The 19,915-nt window shown below is 33.4% G+C and carries 20 protein-coding genes and 1 pseudogene; 15 read left to right on the forward strand and 6 right to left on the reverse strand.

Going from position 1 to position 19,915, the window contains the following annotated elements:
• The first annotated feature begins 743 nt into the window (after positions 1-743).
• The 9 genes from thrS to FLAK523_RS14655 all read left to right on the forward strand — a co-directional run bounded on the left by thrS (position 744) and on the right by FLAK523_RS14655 (position 8,639).
• Complete coding sequence (gene thrS / locus FLAK523_RS14615) at positions 744-2,690, forward strand: threonine--tRNA ligase (RefSeq protein WP_248904840.1); 1,947 nt, start codon at positions 744-746, stop codon at positions 2,688-2,690.
• 76 nt (positions 2,691-2,766) lie between these two features.
• Positions 2,767-3,264, forward strand: coding sequence for a translation initiation factor IF-3 (gene infC / locus FLAK523_RS14620; RefSeq protein WP_248908102.1), 498 nt, complete (start codon positions 2,767-2,769; stop codon positions 3,262-3,264).
• A 107-nt stretch (positions 3,265-3,371) separates the two neighbouring features.
• Complete coding sequence (rpmI, locus tag FLAK523_RS14625) at positions 3,372-3,569, forward strand: 50S ribosomal protein L35 (protein WP_022827375.1); 198 nt, start codon at positions 3,372-3,374, stop codon at positions 3,567-3,569.
• Positions 3,570-3,699: 130 nt separating this feature from the next.
• Complete coding sequence (gene rplT / locus FLAK523_RS14630) at positions 3,700-4,044, forward strand: 50S ribosomal protein L20 (protein ID WP_248904842.1); 345 nt, start codon at positions 3,700-3,702, stop codon at positions 4,042-4,044.
• A gap of 153 nt (positions 4,045-4,197) precedes the next feature.
• Positions 4,198-5,001 (forward strand): M48 family metallopeptidase, encoded by an 804-nt coding sequence (locus FLAK523_RS14635; protein ID WP_248904843.1) that lies wholly within the window; start codon positions 4,198-4,200, stop codon positions 4,999-5,001.
• Positions 5,002-5,127: 126 nt separating this feature from the next.
• Positions 5,128-6,558 (forward strand): IS21 family transposase, encoded by a 1,431-nt coding sequence (gene istA / locus FLAK523_RS14640; protein WP_248904845.1) that lies wholly within the window; start codon positions 5,128-5,130, stop codon positions 6,556-6,558.
• 159 nt (positions 6,559-6,717) lie between these two features.
• The gene (locus tag FLAK523_RS14645; protein ID WP_248904847.1) at positions 6,718-6,945 is read left to right on the forward strand and encodes a hypothetical protein; all 228 of its coding nucleotides are present in this window, start codon (positions 6,718-6,720) and stop codon (positions 6,943-6,945) included.
• A 49-nt stretch (positions 6,946-6,994) separates the two neighbouring features.
• Positions 6,995-7,447 (forward strand): ATP-binding protein, encoded by a 453-nt coding sequence (locus FLAK523_RS14650; protein WP_248904849.1) that lies wholly within the window; start codon positions 6,995-6,997, stop codon positions 7,445-7,447.
• A gap of 91 nt (positions 7,448-7,538) precedes the next feature.
• Positions 7,539-8,639 (forward strand): sensor histidine kinase, encoded by a 1,101-nt coding sequence (locus tag FLAK523_RS14655; protein ID WP_248904850.1) that lies wholly within the window; start codon positions 7,539-7,541, stop codon positions 8,637-8,639.
• Positions 8,640-8,715: 76 nt separating this feature from the next.
• Here the strand turns inward: FLAK523_RS14655 and FLAK523_RS14660 are convergent, their stop codons facing one another.
• On the reverse strand, positions 8,716-9,573 hold the full coding sequence (locus FLAK523_RS14660; RefSeq protein ID WP_248904852.1) for a hypothetical protein: 858 nt from the start codon (positions 9,571-9,573) through the stop codon (positions 8,716-8,718).
• A 328-nt stretch (positions 9,574-9,901) separates the two neighbouring features.
• Between FLAK523_RS14660 and FLAK523_RS14665 the strand changes: the two genes are divergently transcribed.
• The 6 genes from FLAK523_RS14665 (at position 9,902) to FLAK523_RS14690 (ending at position 16,260) form a co-directional block, all read left to right on the forward strand.
• On the forward strand, positions 9,902-10,093 hold the full coding sequence (locus FLAK523_RS14665) for a hypothetical protein (protein WP_248904854.1): 192 nt from the start codon (positions 9,902-9,904) through the stop codon (positions 10,091-10,093).
• A gap of 59 nt (positions 10,094-10,152) precedes the next feature.
• Entirely contained in the window at positions 10,153-11,877 is a 1,725-nt protein-coding gene (locus tag FLAK523_RS14670; protein WP_248904856.1) for a tetratricopeptide repeat-containing sensor histidine kinase, read from the forward strand.
• Positions 11,878-11,887: 10 nt separating this feature from the next.
• A complete protein-coding gene (locus FLAK523_RS14675) occupies positions 11,888-12,556 on the forward strand; it encodes a response regulator (RefSeq protein ID WP_248904857.1) in 669 nt (222 codons plus the stop codon).
• Positions 12,557-12,690: 134 nt separating this feature from the next.
• Positions 12,691-12,990: a hypothetical protein gene (locus FLAK523_RS14680; RefSeq protein WP_248904859.1), complete on the forward strand. Its 300-nt coding sequence runs from the start codon at positions 12,691-12,693 to the stop codon at positions 12,988-12,990.
• A gap of 204 nt (positions 12,991-13,194) precedes the next feature.
• Positions 13,195-13,998, forward strand: a complete 804-nt coding sequence (locus tag FLAK523_RS14685; protein WP_248904861.1) for an endonuclease/exonuclease/phosphatase family protein — start codon at positions 13,195-13,197, stop codon at positions 13,996-13,998.
• A gap of 129 nt (positions 13,999-14,127) precedes the next feature.
• On the forward strand, positions 14,128-16,260 hold the full coding sequence (locus FLAK523_RS14690; RefSeq protein ID WP_248904864.1) for a DPP IV N-terminal domain-containing protein: 2,133 nt from the start codon (positions 14,128-14,130) through the stop codon (positions 16,258-16,260).
• Positions 16,261-16,468: 208 nt separating this feature from the next.
• Here FLAK523_RS14690 and glsA read toward each other — a convergent pair.
• From glsA to FLAK523_RS14715, 5 genes and pseudogenes are all read right to left on the reverse strand, one after another.
• A pseudogene (glsA, locus tag FLAK523_RS14695) lies at positions 16,469-17,098 on the reverse strand (glutaminase A); the annotation flags it as partial.
• A gap of 17 nt (positions 17,099-17,115) precedes the next feature.
• The gene (locus FLAK523_RS14700; protein WP_248902447.1) at positions 17,116-17,652 is read right to left on the reverse strand and encodes an IS630 family transposase; all 537 of its coding nucleotides are present in this window, start codon (positions 17,650-17,652) and stop codon (positions 17,116-17,118) included.
• A gap of 11 nt (positions 17,653-17,663) precedes the next feature.
• The gene (locus FLAK523_RS14705) at positions 17,664-18,179 is read right to left on the reverse strand and encodes a hypothetical protein (protein WP_248904866.1); all 516 of its coding nucleotides are present in this window, start codon (positions 18,177-18,179) and stop codon (positions 17,664-17,666) included.
• The gene (locus tag FLAK523_RS14710; RefSeq protein ID WP_248904867.1) at positions 18,151-18,543 is read right to left on the reverse strand and encodes a glutaminase; all 393 of its coding nucleotides are present in this window, start codon (positions 18,541-18,543) and stop codon (positions 18,151-18,153) included. The genes FLAK523_RS14705 and FLAK523_RS14710 overlap by 29 nt, the downstream gene beginning before the upstream one ends.
• Positions 18,544-18,585: 42 nt before the next feature.
• A complete protein-coding gene (locus tag FLAK523_RS14715; RefSeq protein WP_248904869.1) occupies positions 18,586-19,848 on the reverse strand; it encodes an asparagine synthetase B in 1,263 nt (420 codons plus the stop codon).
• Positions 19,849-19,915: the final 67 nt, after the last annotated feature.

The following is a 19,915-nucleotide window of genomic DNA, read 5'->3' on the forward strand; positions in this document are numbered from 1 at the left end:
TTATTCTGTGTTCTTGAAATCTCTCTCAAAAACGGCTGTCAATTCAATATGTCTAGGAACGTGTTCTTCTTGTTTTTTCGTCTCAATAAACACCTAAGGTGTTTCTCGAAGCGGGTGCAAAAGTACAACTTCTTTTTAATCTCGCAAGCGTTTTGAAAAGTTTTTTTTTAGAAACTTTCGTTTCTCTTTTTCTTTCTTTTTAAACCCGGTTTCCCGTGTCTCGCCTACTCAATTTGTTAAAGAACTTGTTTGCTATTGCGGGTGCAAAACTACCTCCTTTTTTCAGTTATTCAAGCTTTTTAAAAGCTTTTTTTTGATGTTTTTTTATCTTTTATTTTAAATTGCTTAAAACGTGGTGATTGAAAGCAAAAGTTTTTCCTCTCTCTTCTTACTACCGAAGGAACGAGAGAATTTACGAGAGTGGTTTGCGTGGTTTGACAAGAATTTCAAATTAGTTAAGGTATATTACCTATATATAATAGGTCGCCAATTACTTCATTAAATATCCCTAAAACTAATGACAACCCAAATCCCTAGCCCTGATAGCAGCGAAAATCCTTATGTGCCGGGTTTCGGCACATAAGATTGTAGCGAATAGCAGGAAATAGCTACTGAAAAAATTAAAAGTATACCTATATATGATTGTTTTATTTAAATCGCACGTATATAATAGAACAAACCTTATATATCTATTGCTTGTGTTTTTGTAATGGCCTATATTTGCATTCTTAAATTAACAAACAATGATTAAGATTACTTTGCCCGATGGGTCAGTTAGAGAGTATGCGCCAGATGTAACTCCGATGGATGTTGCTAAAAGCATTAGTGAAGGATTTGCCAGAAATGTAATTTCGGCTTCTTTTAATGGTACAACTATTGAAACAACCACTGCTTTAACCACGGACGGTAGTCTTACATTATACACTTGGAATGACGAAGACGGGAAGAAAGCTTTTTGGCATTCAACTTCACACGTTATGGCACAAGTTCTTGAAGAAATGTATCCTGGAGTCAAACTAACACTTGGACCTGCGATTTCCAACGGATTTTATTACGATGTTGATTTTGAAGATCAAAAAATTACAGATGCCGATTTCAAAAAAATTGAAGATCGCGTACTTGAAATTTCAAGAGGTAAACATGAATTTAAATTACGTCCCGTTTCTAAAGCTGATGCTTTAGAGATGTACAAAGACAATGTTTATAAAACGGAGATGATTACCAATCTTGAAGACGGGACAATTACGTTTTGCGATCACGATACTTTTACTGATTTATGTCGCGGTGGTCATATTCCTAATACTGGAATTATCAAAGCGATGAAAATTATGAGCGTTGCTGGTGCTTACTGGCGCGGTGATGAAAAGAACAAGCAATTGACACGTGTTTACGGTACTTCGTTCCCTAAGCAAAAAGACCTGACTGAATATTTAGCCTTACTTGAAGAAGCGAAGCGTCGCGACCATAGAAAACTTGGAAAGGAATTAGAATTGTTTGCTTTCTCACAAAAAGTGGGTCAAGGCTTACCTTTATGGTTGCCTAAAGGAGCTGCATTGAGAGAAAGACTGGAGCAATTCTTGAAAAAAGCACAGAAAAAAGCAGGATACGAGCAAGTGGTTACCCCACACATAGGTCAAAAAGAACTTTATGTTACTTCTGGACATTATGCTAAATATGGTGCGGATAGCTTTCAACCAATAACCACTCCACACGAAGGAGAGGAGTTCTTATTGAAACCTATGAACTGCCCTCATCACTGTGAAATATACAATGTAAGACCATGGTCGTACAAAGATTTACCAAAACGTTATGCTGAATTTGGAACTGTTTATAGATACGAACAAAGTGGTGAACTGCACGGTTTAACGCGTGTACGTGGGTTTACTCAGGATGACGCACATATTTTTTGTACTCCGGAACAACTTGACGAAGAGTTTAAAAAAGTTATTGACCTTGTACTATATGTATTTGGTTCATTAGGATTTGAAAACTTCACGGCTCAGATTTCATTAAGAGACAAAGAGAACAGAGAAAAGTACATAGGTACAGATGAAAACTGGGAGAAAGCAGAAAATGCGATTATCAATGCAGCAGCAGACAAAGGATTGAATACTATTGTTGAATATGGTGAAGCGGCTTTCTATGGTCCTAAGCTAGATTTCATGGTAAAAGACGCCTTAGGAAGACAATGGCAACTGGGTACTATTCAGGTAGATTACAACCTTCCCGAACGATTTGATTTGACTTACAAAGGATCTGATAACGAATTACATAGACCGGTTATGATTCACAGAGCACCTTTTGGTTCGATGGAACGTTTCATTGCTATTTTACTAGAACATACAGCAGGAAATTTCCCACTCTGGTTAATGCCAGAACAGGCTATAATCTTGTCTTTGAGTGAGAAATATGAAATATATGCCAAAAAAGTTTTAGATTTGCTAGAAAATCACGAAATTCGCGCCCTCATAGACAACCGAAACGAGACGATTGGGAAGAAAATTAGAGATGCAGAAATGCAAAAGATCCCATTCATGTTGATTGTAGGTGAGGAAGAAGAGAAAAACGGAACTATATCTATCCGTCGTCATGGACAGGAAGGAAAAGGAAATATTACCATTACAATAGAAGAATTTGCTGCTATTGTGGATGAAGAGATTAAAAAAACATTAAAAGTATTTACAGTTTAACTTAAATTATAAAGTCATAGCAATAAGAAGCAACAGAGGTTACCAACCTCGCGTAGAAAAAAAGGATGCCCACAGAATAAATAATCATATTCGTGGTATACAAGAAGTACGTCTTGTAGGTGAAAACATTGAGCCTGGAGTTTTTAAACTTTCAGAAGCTTTACGTTTAGCGGATCAATTTGAACTAGATTTAGTTGAAATTTCACCAAATGCTGAGCCGCCAGTATGTAAGATTATGGATTACAAGAAATTTGTTTACGAGCAAAAGAAACGTGATAAAATCTTAAAAGCAAAATCTACACAGGTAACTGTAAAGGAGATTCGTTTTGGTCCTCAAACTGATGAGCATGATTATGAATTTAAGAGAAAGAATGCTGAAAAATTCTTAAAAGAAGGTGCTAAATTAAAAGCATTTGTATTCTTTAAAGGACGTTCTATTATCTATAAAGACCAAGGTCAGATCTTACTATTAAGATTAGCAACGGATTTAGAAGAATATGGTAAAGTGGAAGCGATGCCAGTTCTTGAAGGAAAGAGAATGATTATGTTCATTGCTCCGAAGAAGAAAAAGTAGTATTCAGTTAACAGTGGTCAGTGTTCAGTTGTAAAACTTTAAACCTGAAACTTTAAACTTGAAACAAAAGATAAGTAAGTAAGAATAAATTAAAACACTAGGAAAAAATGCCTAAAATGAAAACCAAATCTAGCGCCAAGAAACGTTTTAAAGTTACTGGTTCTGGAAAGATTAAAAGAAAGCATGCTTTTAAAAGTCACATCTTGACTAAAAAATCTAAAAAACGTAAATTAGCTTTGACACATTCAGCGTTAGTTCACAAAACAGATATGAAAAGCATCAAACAACAATTAAGAATTATATAATCGACAATTATTAATTGTCAATTACAAAAATAATTCTTTAGGTTAAAACAATTTAAAATAACCTTGGAGTATGGCCATTAAGTGCTTTTGATTTAATTCAAGCCGCCTGCTACAAAAACACATAAAAATTATGCCAAGATCGGTAAATTCAGTTGCTAAAAGAGCAAGAAGAAAAAAAATAATGAAGCAAGCCAAAGGTTTCTTTGGTAGACGTAAAAACGTTTGGACAGTTGCTAAAAATGCGGTAGAGAAAGCAATGTGCTACGCTTACCGTGACAGAAAAGTGAACAAAAGAAATTTCCGTTCTTTATGGATTCAACGTATTAACGCTGGAGCTAGATTAGAAGGAATATCTTATTCACAATTCATGGGTAAGGTAAAAGCTAACGGAATCGAATTGAACAGAAAAGTTCTTGCAGATTTAGCTATGAACCACCCTGAAGCTTTCAAAGCTGTACTTAATAAAGTAAAATAAACGTTTTATCAACTCAATTTAAGACTACTTACTTATATAGAAACCTCAATCGAAAGATTGGGGTTTTTTACTTTTAAAAGCATCCCAAACGTATATAAAAATGAATATAAAATAGAACTATAATTATCAAATCAAATTCACTAAATTCGCAATATGACGGTAATAAAAAAGCTCTGTTTCCCTATTTGTATTATAATCTTTGCAATACTTTTAACGCTACAATCTTGCGAGAAAAAAGAACAGAGAAACCAAATAACAAAACACAATACAGCCGATATAGACAGTCTCTTAAATACTGGACACAGGCTTTATGAAAATGCAAATTTTGACAGTTCATACTATTATTACAGCAAAGCAAAATATGCTGCAGAAGTAAAAAAAGACACTTCGAGAATTATTCATTCCTTAAGTTGGATGGCAGAAATACAACGAAACCAAGGGGATTATACAGGGAGCGAAAGTACTAGTGTTGAAGCCTTTCCTTATATAGGAAACTCAAATAAATACCCCTATGGAGAAACAAATATATATAATGGTCTAGGCAGTAATTATCTATTTACTTCAGATAATGATAATGCTATATATTATTATAGAAAAGCTATAAATTATAAAACAGATGAAGTTATAAAAGCAGGCATTATTAATAATATTGCTCTTATATACATCGAGAAGAGAGAGTATAAAAAAGCAATACAAATATTCTTGTCTTTAATTTCCAAAAAAAAAATTAAAGACACCCCTGAAACATATGCCAGATTAAACGATAATTTAGGTAATACGTATAATAAATCTAATAATAATTTAGCTTTTTACCACTTAATGGATATTCCGCTGCAAAGGTCGCCACGATTCCGCTACAAAGTACGCCACCCATTCCGCTACAAAGGTCGCCACGATTCCGCTGGAAAGGTCGCCACTTATTCCGGAGCAAAGTACGCCACTTTACTCTTGGTTTAACACTTTTAACGGACTGACATTCCGGCACAAAGGTCGCCACCTATCCCGGGTCCATTATCTCACTAAGTAGAGATTTAACCGCCAATTACTATAAGTTTGGTTTATAATCAAAAAACCACTTGCAGTATGGCAAATAAACTACTTAGTATGATTAAGATAAGACAGATACTTTTATTCTTAGAACGTAGTGTTTCACAGCGTTCTATAGAAAAGGAAGTGAAAATTTCTAGAAAAACAATCGCACTGTATTTGCAAAAATTTGCGCAAACTGGAGTTGATTTTAAAGAATTATTAAAGCGTTCCGATCAGGAGCTTGAGCAAATACTTGGGCTTATAAAGCCTGTTGTGGTAGACGATACTGACCCTCGGAAAGATCATTTTAACAATCTGAGTGGGTATTTTAATAAGGAACTCAATCGAACCGGTGTTACGCGTCTACTGCTTTGGGAAGAATATATTAAAGAATATCCATCAGGATTTCAGTATTCCAGGTTCTGTGAACTTTTACAGGATCAGGAGAAGGTTAACAATGCGGTGATGCATTTCGTCCATACCCCTGCAAAGCTACTCGAAGTAGACTTTGCGGGTGATATGCTTCACTATGTAGATACTTCAACAGGAGAACTAATTGCGTGCCCGGTATATGTTGCAGTGCTTCCTTTTAGTGGTTATGGTTATGTAGAGGCTTTACCGGATGCAAAATTACCTCAAGTGGTTAAAGCTTTGAACCATACTATTGCGTACTTTGGAGGGGTTCCCCTGACTGTTAAATCGGACAACATGAGGCAATGGGTGTCAAAAAGTTGTAAATATGAACCTGTATTTACTGATATGCTCGAGCAATGGGCAAACCACAATAATATCGCTCTGCTGGCAGCTCGTCCCTATAAACCAAAAGATAAACCCTCTGTTGAAAATAATGTAAAGATCACCTATAGGCGCATTTATGCCACTCTGCGTAACGATACTTTTCATAGTCTTTCTGAACTTAACAAGGCCATTAGAGAGAAACTCGATAGTCATCATCAGTTGAACTTTCAGAAGAAAGTATTCAGTAGACTTGAGTTGTTTGAAAGCCAAGAGAAAATAGCACTACAACCCTTGCCAGAATCCCCATACAGTATCAGACATTACACCAAGGCAAAGGTGCAAAAGCATTACCATGTGCTTGTGGGTGAAGACTGGCACTTTTACTCTGTTCCATACCGCTACATTGGAAAAGAGGTACGCATTTCTTATGATCAAGACATCGTAGAGATCTATTCTGATGGACAAAGAATTGCTGTGCATACTAGGAATTATACCAGCCATGGCTATACCAGTACTAGGGAACATATGCCCGAAAGACACCAGGCCATAAGTAATCAACGTGGATGGAGCCCTGAATACTATCTCAAAAAAGCCGAAGAAAATGGACCGTATAGTTTTGAATTCTTCAAAAAAGTAATGGACAGTAAACTGATAATCGACCAGTCCTATACCGCTTGTTTGGGTCTGCTGAGATTAATGAATTCGTATGGCAGTATCCGAATGGAGGCTGCGTGTAAGCGGGTTTAAGAGGTAACAAAATCAGCTATGGTGTCATTAAAAATATCCTGGAAAACAATATGGATTTACTCGAAGAAGAGGCTCCTGCTGAATTCCGTATCCCTGACCACAAAAACCTCAGAGGCCCTGAAGCCTATAATTAAACAACTTAAATAAATCCTAATAGAAATGAATACACAAAACACATTAGAACAGCTTAAAGGTCTTAAATTAACGGGCATGGCCAAAAGGTATGAAGCCGCACTATCACTTCCTGTACATGAAATAGAGGATGTCCATTCTTTGATTGCTATGATTACTCAGGCAGAAGTAGAATACAGAGAGTACACCAGAACACAAAAGTATCTAAAGGTTAGTAAACTGCGTTACCGCATTACCAGAAGATATAATCTGTAATGCAGAAAGAGGCATTACACGAGAACAGGTATTAAGACTTTCTGATGGCATGTTTATAGAAAAAGGCGAAAACGTTCTGATAACTGGTGCCACTGGTTGTGGTAAATCTTTTATGGCCTGCGCCTTAGGGCGCAGTGCTTGTTTGCTTGGTTACCGTACTCAGTACTTTAGTATGAATAAGTTCATGGATGCCGTGACCCAAGCAAGGCTCGATGGTTCGTATCTGAAATGGATTAGGGGTATCTCTGCAAATAAGCTGCTGATCCTAGATGACTTTGGGTTGAAAGCCCTGAACAATGACGCAAGGATTGCATTGCTTGATATTCTCGAAGATAGATATGGTTTAGGGTCAACTATGATTACTTCACAGTTACCCGTGGACACTTGGTACAACTTCATTGAGGAGCCAACTCTGGCCGACGCTATTATGGACAGATTGTCAGCTTCGGCACACAGAATAGCACTAACAGGCAAATCTTTGAGAACTAAAAAAAATCATTAACTTTGAAAAATATCATCTTTACTTAGTGATGATAAAGGACGGTTTGACTGGCGTACTTTACTCCGGAATAAATGGCGACCTTTAGCGCGGAATGGTGGCGTACTTTCGTCGGAATATCTACTTAAAACTAGCATTAAAAATACGTACAGAAATCAATGATAATCGAGGTCTAACTGATAGTTACTACAATTTATCAGAGTATTACAAAACAAGAGATATAAATTTATCTAATAAATATGCTCTATTAACATATCAATATTCATCAAAGTTAAATTTTGTAGATATTCGTTTAGGGGCTTTAAAATTATTAATACAAAACAGCAATGGAAATCAATCCAAAAAATATTCACTGCTATACCTTCATATCAATGATAGCATTACTAAAGTAAGACAAAAATCTAAAAACCAGTTTGCAAAAATTAAATATGATTCCAAAAAAGCAAAGGATGAGAATCTAAAACTTAAAACCCAAAAAGCAGAGAACACGCTACAATTAGAATTACATAAAAACAGGACTTTAATCTTATTCTTTATCGTAATAATTATATTGATTACTTCTGGCTTTTTATATTACTATTTGTTTACTAAAAGCAAAAGAGAAAAGGTTAAAACATCTTATGATACTGAAACAAGAATTTCAACAAAACTCCATGACGAGTTGGCAAATGATGTCTATCAAGTAATAGCATTTACAGAAACTCAGGATTTATCTTCAGCGAATAACAAAGAAATTTTGCTGACAAATCTAGATACTATCTATTCCAGAACGAGAAACATTTCTAAAGAAAATAGTACTATAGAAACAGGAACTCCTTTTTTATATAACTTAAAAGAAATGATTTCGGGGTATAATACTAATTCAATCAATATCATAATTAACGGAATAGACACCATTAATTGGTCCACATTAGAAAACACAAAGAAAATTACCGTTTATAGAGTACTACAAGAGTTGTTAGTAAATATGAAAAAACACAGTAAATGTAGTATCGTTGTATTGTCATTCAAAAAAAATAAAAACAACTTGCATATAGACTATACGGATAACGGCGTAGGAGTAACATTTGACAAAATAAAAATGAAAAATGGTCTTGAAAACATAGAAAATCGTATTCAGGCGATAAATGGAACTGTTGCTTTTGACACAAAATTTGATAAAGGATTCAAGGTAACTATAAAATTTCCTGCATAAAAATTAGTGTAATTAGGATAAAACATTCCTGCTTTTATCAATTCAACATTTCTGTTTTAGGATAATGCTATATTGATTATTTTAAATCATATTTATTAATAATATAATTTGTTATTGGTTTTAAAGGCTTTCCTGTCTCTGGATGAAACCCAGGAGCATTAAAAATTTCTACAATTCCATCATGCTTATAATACCAAATGAGCGGTTTTTCATTCCTGAAAAATTGATGCTCCCCTATAGAATCTAATTTTTCTAACTTCATTACGCTTTCATCAATAGGCACTATAATATTAGAATGCACAATTCCAAGTTGATCATTTGTACAACTAACTTTTTCATAATGATTTCCCACCCACTTCATACATTCCTTTTTAGAAAAAAACACCCCTTTTACAGTATATCCCATAAAAAACAAGGATAACAATACTGTAACAATAATTAATACCTTCCTACCTGGCTTATTATCGTTCACTCCCTTTACTATCCCTTTTTTAACATCCAAATTTCCAGTAACCAATTCTGTAGTTTCTGTTAATACAGCAACTCCCGAATCACTTCTTTCACTACCATTCCCTTTAAGAATATACCTGTTGTATGGTCTTTTATCAAAATCTACAAGAACGGCTGCTAATTCAATCCTAGAAGTGTTCTCAGTGTCTTTCTCCCCTTTTAAAAATGAAATTACCGGCTTGAATTTTCCAATATCAAAATTCTCAATTGCCTTCCTTAAGTTCTTTGTTTCAGTCACATTAAAAAACAATCTAAATATATTCCCATCAGTTGTAGACAAGACATTTTCAAATTTCATCAAACACAGATTTCGCAATTGAGCTGGTGTAGGATTTAATAAAATTCCTGATACATCTTCAATTTTAGACACTTCATATTGTGCCCTGATGGCACTTTTATATTCTTCAAAAGTAATTTTACTCATAGACATTATTGGAATTAATTAGAATACACTGGAAACCTTCGGAATTATCGGAATGACCGGAATTCATTGCAAATAGTCACCCAAAGACAGCATTCCTTTGCTTCAGAATTAGTTCTTGTTTTAACCTGCAATTAAAACAAATGTACGAAACTAGTTTCAAAAAAGTGTTGCTAAACAGTATAGCCAGTTTATCCGAGAAGTATAAATAATACTATCCTGTTTCAGCACACTTCACTTCCCGAACCAAAATTAAATGGCAAAGCCTTAAACAATATTCGAATCAACTTTTCGAACAGCAATGCCTATGTCAAATTTTTAAATCAAAATTATGAAAAAAACAGTTCTTATAGGAGTGTTAGCAATTACAACTGTGTTAACAATATCATGTACAACGGATTCAGTTGAGACTGAAAATTTAAAAGACGTTAATGAAATCAAAACAATTGGGGTTTCAGGAAATGTCATATATGCAGATGGCCCAGGAGATGACCAAATTATAATAAACCCTCCAAAACCGTAATCAATAAATTAATTTAAATTATTAAGTATTAATTACTAAATTCGGGGAAAGTTTCAATTATGTTTCGTTCCCCGATATTTATTTTCCTTCTACTCTTTTCAATCTATTCTTGTGACAATATCCCAAAAGACAAAACAACTCTTATAAAAGAAAAACCTAAAACTGTAAACAGTATTGAAGCACGAAAATTATTAGACAAAGCCGATGTTTTTAATTCAAACCAAAAATTTGACAGTGCTTATTATTTTTACAACCGTTCCAAAATAATTTATGAATTGGAAAATGACAGTGCAAATATTGCCTATAATTTAATACAAATGGCATCAATGCAACAGGTATTGAGTGATTATATAGGGAGTGAAAAAAATTTAATAGAAGCCTTATTATATATACAACAAGGATCCCCTTATAAATCAGCAGCCTACAATTCACTTGGTATCTCTTCAAAGGAACTATACAATTACGAAGATGCTTTGTATTATTATAACAAAGCTAAAATTAACACTACAGATACTATAGCACAAATACAAATTGTCAATAATAAAGCAAACATCCATATCAAACAAAAAAAATACGAATCCTCTATACAACTTCTTGAGCCATTATTAAAATCAAAAATATTAGAAACCAATGAAGTTAGAAAAGCTAAAATTTTGGACAATTTAGGATTTTCATATTTCAAAAATAACAAGTATCAGGATGGATTGTCTATGATGCTAGAAGCACTATCGATTAGAAAAAAAAATAATGATATATATGCTTTAATAAGTAGTAATTTACATCTTGCTGAATATTTTCAAAAAAGCCAACCTCAAACAGCAAATGAATATGCTCTAAATGCGTATCAAATCTCCAAGAATATACACAATGTTGATTCCAGATTAGAATCACTCTCTTTTTTAATCGCTCATAATTTTGAAAAAAAATCAAATCAATTTGCAGTTGAATACATAAAGCTTAACGATAGTATTCTAAACGTTCGTAATAACGCTAAAAACCAGTTTATAAAAATAAAATTTGACAGTGAACAAAATAGAGCAGAAAACCTTAAACTAACAGCTCAAAAAGCTGAGAATGCATTGCAATTAGAGTTGCAAAAAAACAGAACCTTAATCTTGTCTTTTGTGCTATTAATTGGTGCTACAATTACTGTGTTTATTGTTTATTATTTAAGAGCAAAAAACAAAAGGGAAAAAATTCAAACCTCCTACAATACTGAAATTAGAATAGCAAAAAAACTACATGATGAATTGGCAAATGATGTCTATCAAACAATGGCATTTGCTGAAACACAAGATCTTTCTTCATTTAACAACAAAGAAACCCTACTCAATAATCTTGACACCATCTATTCCAGAACCCGTAACATCTCTAAAGAAAACAGTACCATAGAAACAGGAATTAATTTTATACCAAACCTTAAAGAAATGATGGCTGGCTTTAATACGGAAGCAACTAATATCATATTAAACGGATTGGACACCATCAATTGGTCTTCCATTGAAAACACAAAAAAAATAACCGTTTATCGAGTGCTACAAGAACTCTTGGTCAATATGAAAAAACACAGTAAAAGCAGTTTAGTTGTGATTTTTTTTAAAATAAATGAAAATAAAATCTGTTTGGATTACACTGATAACGGGGTTGGAGCTACATTTGATAAAATAAAAAACAAAAACGGACTTCAAAATGTGGAAAACCGTATTCAAGCTATAAAAGGAACAGTTACTTTTGACACTAAATCCGATAAAGGATTCAAAGCAACTATTTCATTTCCTATATAAACATTGACTTATGTTAAAAAAAATATTAATCGCCGAAGATTTAGACAGCATCAGTATTGCAGTGGTGCAAGCATTAGAAGAACTTAATATAGCGGACATAAAGCACGCCAAATACTGTGATGATGCTTTACTTCAAATAAAAAAAGCGCTCCAAGATAACGTTCCTTATGATTTATTAATTAGTGATTTATCGTTTAAGCCAGATCACAGAGAAAACAAATTGAATAGTGGAGATGAACTTATTGAAGCTGTGAAAAAAGTACAACCAGACATTAAAACAATTGTTTTTTCAATTGAAGACAAGTCGTATCGTATAAAATCCCTGTTTAATGACCTAGGAATTAATGCTTATGTTTCAAAGGGAAGGAATAGTATCCCTCAATTACAAAAAGCCATCCAGAATGTTTTTACTGATGATGAAAAAATAGTATCTCCTGAACTTGAGTATGCATTAAGAGATAAATCCCTTCACGAAATTGAGTCTTATGATATTTCCTTATTGAAATTATTGTCCAAAGGACTTAATATGGAAGATATTTCTCTAGAATTTAAAGACACAGGAATTATTCCTAATGGTTGTAGTAGCATTGAGAAGCGAATAAACAAACTCAAAACCTATTTCAAGGCCAGCAACAATGTACATCTTATAGCTATATCCAAAGACTTAGGATTAGTATAGTATAATAAAGAAGAGTCTTAGATTTCTTAAAGATTTATAAAAAAAATCCCGTTTACGGTTTCCCGTAAGGAATTTATTTTCAATGTGTTTAAGTTTGTTAAAATTAAAATTATTCACAATAAAATTAATAAGCTATGGAGAAAAACGACACTATATACATATCAACTGAAGATCTAAATAAGAAAGGTAAAGTTGATAAATGGAACAAACGCCTTGATGATTATAATAATTATGTGAAAGAATATATTAAACATTACAAAAAATCATTAAATGGAAACGCTATTTCATTGACTAAATACCCTTATATGAAAATAAAATCTGAGGGATTAGCTGAGCGCATTAATAAAGCACAAGATAAAAACATTTTAACCGAAAGTCAGGTTAAAAGAGTTTATAAAATTAAAATGAAATTAATAAAATCAGTCGAATTCTGATTTTAAAATGAAAATGAAAAAATTAATTATACTAGGCTTATTCCCACTATTTTTGTTGTTGTCTTCTTGTCCAATAAAACAAAAAAAAGAACAACGTATTATTAAATATGATAGTTTTAAATTTAAGTATGATGATTAAATCAAGACATCAACTACATATTAATAGAAGTCTTTAACAAACCTATTTTAGTACTAAACTATTAAATGAAATATTTCTTCACGTTTCTATTTCTACTTTATATTTCGATTTTATATCCACAAGCCAAACTCGTTTCTTGGAACTTGGAAAATTTTGGAAAATCAAAGTCTGATGAAACAATCAGTTATATTGCCAATACATTAAAAAATTATGATTTAGTAGCCATTCAAGAAGTAGTGGCGGGATATGGCGGCGCCCAAGCTGTAGCTAAACTTGCTGACGAGCTAAACAGAAAAGGAGCCAAATGGGATTATGTAATCAGTGAGCCTACAAGTAGCAGTGCCTACAAAACAGAACGTTATGCTTTTCTTTGGAAAACAGCTGTACTAAAAAAAATAGGCAACCCTTGGTTAGAAATAAAATACCATCTTGAAATTGATAGAGAACCTTATTTCTGTACGTTTGAATATCAAAAAAAACAGTTTACAATTGTCAATTTTCACGCAATTACCAAAAGTAAACAGCCCGAAACGGAGATTAAATATTTTAAATACCTCCCAGAGGAATATCCAACCTTGAATTTGATATTCGCTGGAGACTTCAATTGCCCACAATCGCATACAGTTTTTAATCCTTTGAAAAAAATGGGATATAAAGCCATTTTAGAAAATCAAAAGACATCTTTAAAACAAGAATGTAAAAATGGAGAATGTTTATCGGCTGAATTCGATAATATGCACTACTCCACCATTAAAGTAAAACCACTAAATTCAGGAATTATATCATTTTATAAAAGCTTCAACTCCTTAAAAGAAGCAAGAGCAGTATCTGACCACATTCCTATATGGTTTGAATTTTCTCTTAACTGATTTTATAGGTATACAATAGAAATACCTTTCTGTCTTTTTTATTGTAACAATAAGCAATGATTATAGTCAAACAATAAGCTGTAAACAATTAGTATATTTACATTTTATTAGAAACCAAAATCATTATTCATGAATAAATTTTCAATTCTCTTTCTGAGTTGCATTGTATCATTATCTTCAATTGGTCAAACCAAAAAATTAACGCTCGAAGAAGGTGTTTTACAACAAAATCGCCAATTTAAAGCTGACAACCTAAGTGGTTTTAATTGGATTCCAAAATCAAACCAGTATGTTTATTATACAGAAGGTTGGTCAAAAATGAAAACTGCCAATACCGCCGATTCAAAAGCTAATGAATTAGTCAAATTAGTCGATGTTAATTCAGCATTAGGAACTAATTTGAAACACTTTTTCGGGACAGAATGGATTGATTCAAACACCCTTTTATTTACTGATGCAGGAAAATATTATACGTATTCAATTGCTACAAAATCAGGAAAATTAATTCAGACACTTCCTGAAAAGGCAGAAAATCAAACTTTCGATACAGCAAAAGAAAATCTAGCTTTTACTGAAGTTAACAATTTATATTTTCTGAATAAAAACAACCAAAAAATTACGGTTACTAATGAAACAAACGAAGGTATTGTTTCAGGTCAGGCCATTTCAAGAAGTGAATTCGGCATCAGTAATGGAATCTTCTGGTCGCCAAAAGCATCTTTTTTAGCTTTTTATCAAAAAGACCAATCTGATGTGGCCGATTATCCTTTGCTAGACATCACCCAGACTCCGGGGAAATTAGAAAATATAAAATACCCAATGATTGGTCAAAAAAGTGAAAAACCAAGAGTGGGAATCTACAATCTTACGACTCAAAAAACGGTTTTTATTTCTCCAAAAGGAAATCAAGAAGATTATCTAACTAATCTTTCCTGGACTCCAGATGAAAAATATGTTGTGATTGCCGAGTTGAATCGTGGACAAAATGATATGTCCTTGAATGTGTATGACTCACAAACGGGAAATTTTGTAAGAACCATACTTAATGAAAAAAATGATCGTTGGGTAGAACCGGAACATCCAGCTTATTTTCCAAACAACAAATCGAATAATTTTGTTTGGATCAGCGAAAAAGATGGATTCAATAATATGTACTACTATTCTATTGAAGGGAAACTTATAAAAAAACTGACTGATAATAAATTCCCATTAAGAACAATCCTAGGAAGCAATCCTGCTGGAACGGAGATTTATTTTTCGGCAACAGGAGAAAAAGGCATTAATATGTTAGCTTACAAAGTCAATCTAAAAGGAAAACAAACGCTAATCACTAAAGAAGAAGGCGTACATACAGTATCAATAAGTACAGATGGAAACTGGTTTTTTGATGAATATTCTAATCATTCAACGCCTTCAAAATCTGTTTTATACGATAAAAATTTAAAATCTAAAACACTTCTTGAAAGCACTAATAAATATGAAGGTTATGCTTTAGGAACTTCTGAAGTTAAAACTATAAAATCAGCTGATGGAACAACTGATTTATACACCCGATTAATCAAGCCAAGTGATTTTGACCCTAGTAAAAAATACCCGGTTTTAGTTTATGTATATGGAGGACCACATGCACAATTGGTGACGAATTCCTTTCTAGATGGAGCCAGTCTTTGGATGTACTGGATGGCTGAACAAGGATATTTAGTATATACGGTTGATAACCGTGGATCTGACAATCGTGGTTTTGAATTTGAAAGCATAATCCACGGCCGCTTAGGTGTCAATGAAATGGAGGACCAGATGAAAGGTGTTGAATATTTGAAATCCCTTCCTTATGTTGACGGAAATCGTTTGGCGGTTCACGGTTGGAGTTTTGGAGGATTTATGACCACTTCATTGTTATTGCGTAAACCGGATGTTTTTAAAGTAGGTGTTGCGGGAGGTCCAGTAACTGACTGGAAATATTATGAAATTATGTATGGAGAACGTTATATGGATACTCCAGCGGAAAACCAAAAAGGTTTTGACGAGGCCAACACCTTAAATTATGTGAAGGATTTAAAAGAAAAATTGCTTTTAATTCATGGAACCAGTGATGATGTGGTGGTAATGCAACATAATTTAGCATTGGTTAAAAAGTTTGTAGAAGCTGGAAAACAAATGGATTTTTTCCCTTATCCAATGCACAAACACAATGTTTCAGGAAAAGACCGAGTGCATCTTATGACCAAAGTGTTGAATTATGTAATCGACAATAATAAATAGTTCTAAGAGCTATTTAGCTTCGCTGAATCTTCGATTTCCTGCTTTACATTGTAATCTATTAATTTTTTAAAGGAATAAATAGGATTTCCACTGCAAACGAAGTTCACTGAACTCTGATAAAAATAGAAATCAAGTGAAGTAATCAGGGCTAAAAGACAAAAGCCAATCTTAATTGATTGGCTTTTGTTTTATATATAAATATTGAAAATTAAAATATAGACAATCCTGTTTTAGTAGTAAATAATTCCAAGGCATGCATTCCTAATTCTGAATTTCCTTTTTTGTTTAATTTAGGAGACCAAGTGGCAATCACAAAATTATTAGGATACAAAGCAACAATTCCGCCCCCTATTCCGCTTTTACCTGGCAAACCTACTTTATAGGTAAACTCACCTGACTCATCATAGAAACCGCAAGTTTGCATTAAAGCATTGAGTCGTTTCACTTGACTTTTAGTCAAAATTTGTTTCCCTTCTTTCGTTTTTCCCTCATTGGCAAAAAAGAAAAAAGAATTTGCCAGTTCTAGACAATTCATTTCAATAGAACATTGATGGAAATAAAAATCCAAAACGGTGTCTACATCATTTTCAATATTCCCAAAAGACTTTAAAAAATTGGCTAAAGCCGCATTTCTAAAACGGGTATCTTTTTCAGATTGAGCTACTGATATATTATAATCTATGGTACGACTTCCTGAAATCATTCGAACAAATTCCAGAAAATCGTCTTTTGGATTTTTTAAACAAGAAACTAAAATATCTGCAATAACAATGGCTCCCGAGTTTATGAATGGGTTTCTGGGAATGCCTTTCTCATATTCTAGTTGGATTAAAGAATTAATACCAAACACATGTATTATATGGCCCAAATTTTATCTAAAAATACATAGCTATATCCACAGATACTCATTACCTCTTTTTTGCTTGTAGCTTTTACGACATTAGTAATGAAATCTTCTACATCTTCCAATGAATTATAAAATTTATTAGAAAATTCTCGTTTGTATTTTGCCCACATTTTTTCAGCGGGATTAAGTTCTGGACTATATGGTGGTAGAAAAACCAAAACAATATTTTCAGGAATGATTAATTTTTTTGCCTTATGAAACCTTCCATTATCCAGCACCATTATTTTGAGTTCTTTCGGATTTTCCTTTGAGAAATTATCTAAAAAAACTTGAAAATTATCAGCGTTGCAATGTGGGAGTATTAATTGAAAATGGTCTCCAGTTATGGGCGAAAAAGCTCCAGAAAGCCAAGTTGATTTAAAAACTTGTTGGAAAGCACAAATCGGCTTAACACTAATAGCAGTAACTGATTTTCCGTTTCGAGTGAACAAACCAAAACGCGATTCATCTTGAAAATACAAGTTTACAGAGTCAAAATCACCCACCGTATTTAGTGCTATTTCTTGACAGATTCGTCCGAAGTCTTTTTAAAAGAGATTCCCTGATCTTCGTCTTTTTGGACATGACTTTTGCGGGCTACTTTTACACTTGATTTAAAATTCCTGATGCAATAATAAAGCAACGTATTGTAATTGAAAGTCTTCCCTGATTCTTTTTCAATCCAATCTTTAAGCTCAACATAGCCTTGAAGTCCATTTTGAGGGTCGTTGAGTTTTGTTTCCAACATATTGTGTTCAATAGCATTAAAAGCCGACGGCTTAAAACCTGTTTTTTGATGCTTCATCAAACCCTCAATTCCAGAATTAAGGTATAATGTCCTCCAATTCTGAACGCTATTAGGGTCAACCACAGCTAATTTAGCAACCTCACGTTTAGAAATCCCTACTTTTTCGTTTTGCTTCAAAATCAGCAGAACTCTCAAACGTTGACCAATAAACGGAATAGATTGTTTGAGCAGATTTTTTATTTCTTTTTCGGTTTCCTTAATTACCAAAATTTTTGCATGCGCCATGATTACTTTTATAATATAGTCCAAATATAACATAAAAAAACCAATTATCAAAATTGGTATATATTATATTTTCGTTTGGTATAAAAGCCGTTCCAGAAGGTTCTACCCCTACTCTTTTCCAGATACTTTCACCTGAAAATGAAAAAGCTAATGCTACAGTTAATGCTTTTGATATACTCTGAATGGAAAATTTATCCTCACTATCACCAATACCAGAATTCTCTCCATCAATTGTTGTTATGTGGATCCCAAATTTATTCGGGTCAATTTTTGCTAATTCGGGTATAGTTGTCGTTACATTCCCTATTGTCGGGAACGCAATACACTCTTGCTGTATCTCTTTTAAAATTGCTTCGTAAGCCATCAGTTCAATAAAATTAAAAAGGGTAATATGAAAATCTTATTATTATGTTTTTTGCTTTTTCTTTTTGGCAGCGGGAAACAAGACATTATTCAATATTAATCGATAGCCAGGAGAATTAGGGTGTAAATCAAGAACTGTAGGGGAATCCCCTACCCTGTGTTGATAATCTTCAGGATCATGGCCACCATAAAAAGTAAACATTCCTTTTCCTTTTTGTCCATGAATATAGCGCGCTTCATTATTTAAAAGACATTCGCCTAAAACCAACACATTAGATTTTACAAACTCTCGGTCATAAGAGGTTGTTTGTCCCATAAATCCTTTTACTAACTGAGTGTGATTTTGACAAAGCATAGTAGGGATAGGGTCCCATTTAGCCGAAAATTCCATTAAAGTAAAATAGTCTTTATCTAACGGAATTTGTCTTTTCTCCGTCATATCAATATCCGAAAACTCATAACGCTCTGTCTTTCTTTCCAAAGTAAAATTCTTAAAAGCAAAAGACTTGGTGAAATCAATCTTTGACTGGTAATTAGAATCACTCGCATCACCATCAAACATAGCCTCACATATGTCAATTCCTTCAGCGGCCAGTGCAATATCAAAACTATCTGTAGCTGAACACATCGCAAACATAAATCCACCCCCAATAACAAAATCACGAATCTTTTGGGCAACGGCTAATTTCTCATCGGAAACTTTATTGTATCCTAATTTTGTAGCCAATGTTTCAGCTTCTTTCTTTTGTTCGATATACCATGGTGCATTCCTATAAGAACCAAAGAATTTTCCATATTGTCCAGTAAAATCTTCGTGATGTAAATGCAACCAGTCATAAAGCAATAAACCATCCGATAAAACGTCTTCATCATAGATAGGTGTAAAAGGAATTTCGGCGTAGGTAAGTACAAGTGTCACTGCATCATCCCAAGGTTTCTTTCCTTTGGGAGTATAAACAGCAACTCTAGGTGCTTTTTCAAGAATAACCGTTTCCATATTTTGGGAAGGACTAGCTATTTCTTCAAGGATACTATTAGTCTGACTATCGGTAAGTATTTCAAAAGACACTCCCCGTATTTGGCATTCTTTTCTAATCTCAGGAACATCAGGCAATAAAAAAGAGCCTCCTCTATAATTGAGCAACCAGCTTGCTTTGTATTTTTTATCGATACACCAATAAGTAATACCATACGCTTTAAGATGATTTTGTTGGGTTTCTGGATCCATTGGCAACAAAATAAAAGATGCTTTTACTGAAAAGGATATCAGTAATAAAAAAACGACAACTATCTTTCTCAAAGCCATATTGATTATTTTAAATCAAAGATATAAAAGCTAAGGGGGATTATTAGTCAAATTTAACTTTTAAATG

Source organism: Flavobacterium sp. K5-23 (assembly GCF_023278045.1).
Taxonomy (GTDB): Bacteria; Bacteroidota; Bacteroidia; order Flavobacteriales; family Flavobacteriaceae; genus Flavobacterium.

Excerpts from the sequence above, each read along its gene's own strand:
- FLAK523_RS14710 (WP_248904867.1), bottom strand. The coding sequence starts at position 18,543 with ATGGCTTACGAAGCAATTTTAAAAGAGATACAGCAAGAGTGTATTGCG.
- FLAK523_RS14665 (WP_248904854.1), top strand. The coding sequence starts at position 9,902 with ATGAAAAAAACAGTTCTTATAGGAGTGTTAGCAATTACAACTGTGTTA.
- FLAK523_RS14715 (WP_248904869.1), bottom strand. The coding sequence starts at position 19,848 with ATGGCTTTGAGAAAGATAGTTGTCGTTTTTTTATTACTGATATCCTTT.
- FLAK523_RS14675 (WP_248904857.1), top strand. The coding sequence starts at position 11,888 with ATGTTAAAAAAAATATTAATCGCCGAAGATTTAGACAGCATCAGTATT.
- FLAK523_RS14680 (WP_248904859.1), top strand. The coding sequence starts at position 12,691 with ATGGAGAAAAACGACACTATATACATATCAACTGAAGATCTAAATAAG.
- FLAK523_RS14685 (WP_248904861.1), top strand. The coding sequence starts at position 13,195 with ATGAAATATTTCTTCACGTTTCTATTTCTACTTTATATTTCGATTTTA.
- rplT (WP_248904842.1), top strand. The coding sequence starts at position 3,700 with ATGCCAAGATCGGTAAATTCAGTTGCTAAAAGAGCAAGAAGAAAAAAA.
- FLAK523_RS14655 (WP_248904850.1), top strand. The coding sequence starts at position 7,539 with ATGGTGGCGTACTTTCGTCGGAATATCTACTTAAAACTAGCATTAAAA.
- thrS (WP_248904840.1), top strand. The coding sequence starts at position 744 with ATGATTAAGATTACTTTGCCCGATGGGTCAGTTAGAGAGTATGCGCCA.
- FLAK523_RS14670 (WP_248904856.1), top strand. The coding sequence starts at position 10,153 with ATGTTTCGTTCCCCGATATTTATTTTCCTTCTACTCTTTTCAATCTAT.
- FLAK523_RS14645 (WP_248904847.1), top strand. The coding sequence starts at position 6,718 with ATGAATACACAAAACACATTAGAACAGCTTAAAGGTCTTAAATTAACG.
- FLAK523_RS14705 (WP_248904866.1), bottom strand. The coding sequence starts at position 18,179 with ATGGCGCATGCAAAAATTTTGGTAATTAAGGAAACCGAAAAAGAAATA.
- istA (WP_248904845.1), top strand. The coding sequence starts at position 5,128 with ATGGCAAATAAACTACTTAGTATGATTAAGATAAGACAGATACTTTTA.
- FLAK523_RS14690 (WP_248904864.1), top strand. The coding sequence starts at position 14,128 with ATGAATAAATTTTCAATTCTCTTTCTGAGTTGCATTGTATCATTATCT.
- rpmI (WP_022827375.1), top strand. The coding sequence starts at position 3,372 with ATGCCTAAAATGAAAACCAAATCTAGCGCCAAGAAACGTTTTAAAGTT.
- FLAK523_RS14635 (WP_248904843.1), top strand. The coding sequence starts at position 4,198 with ATGACGGTAATAAAAAAGCTCTGTTTCCCTATTTGTATTATAATCTTT.
- FLAK523_RS14660 (WP_248904852.1), bottom strand. The coding sequence starts at position 9,573 with ATGAGTAAAATTACTTTTGAAGAATATAAAAGTGCCATCAGGGCACAA.
- FLAK523_RS14650 (WP_248904849.1), top strand. The coding sequence starts at position 6,995 with ATGTTTATAGAAAAAGGCGAAAACGTTCTGATAACTGGTGCCACTGGT.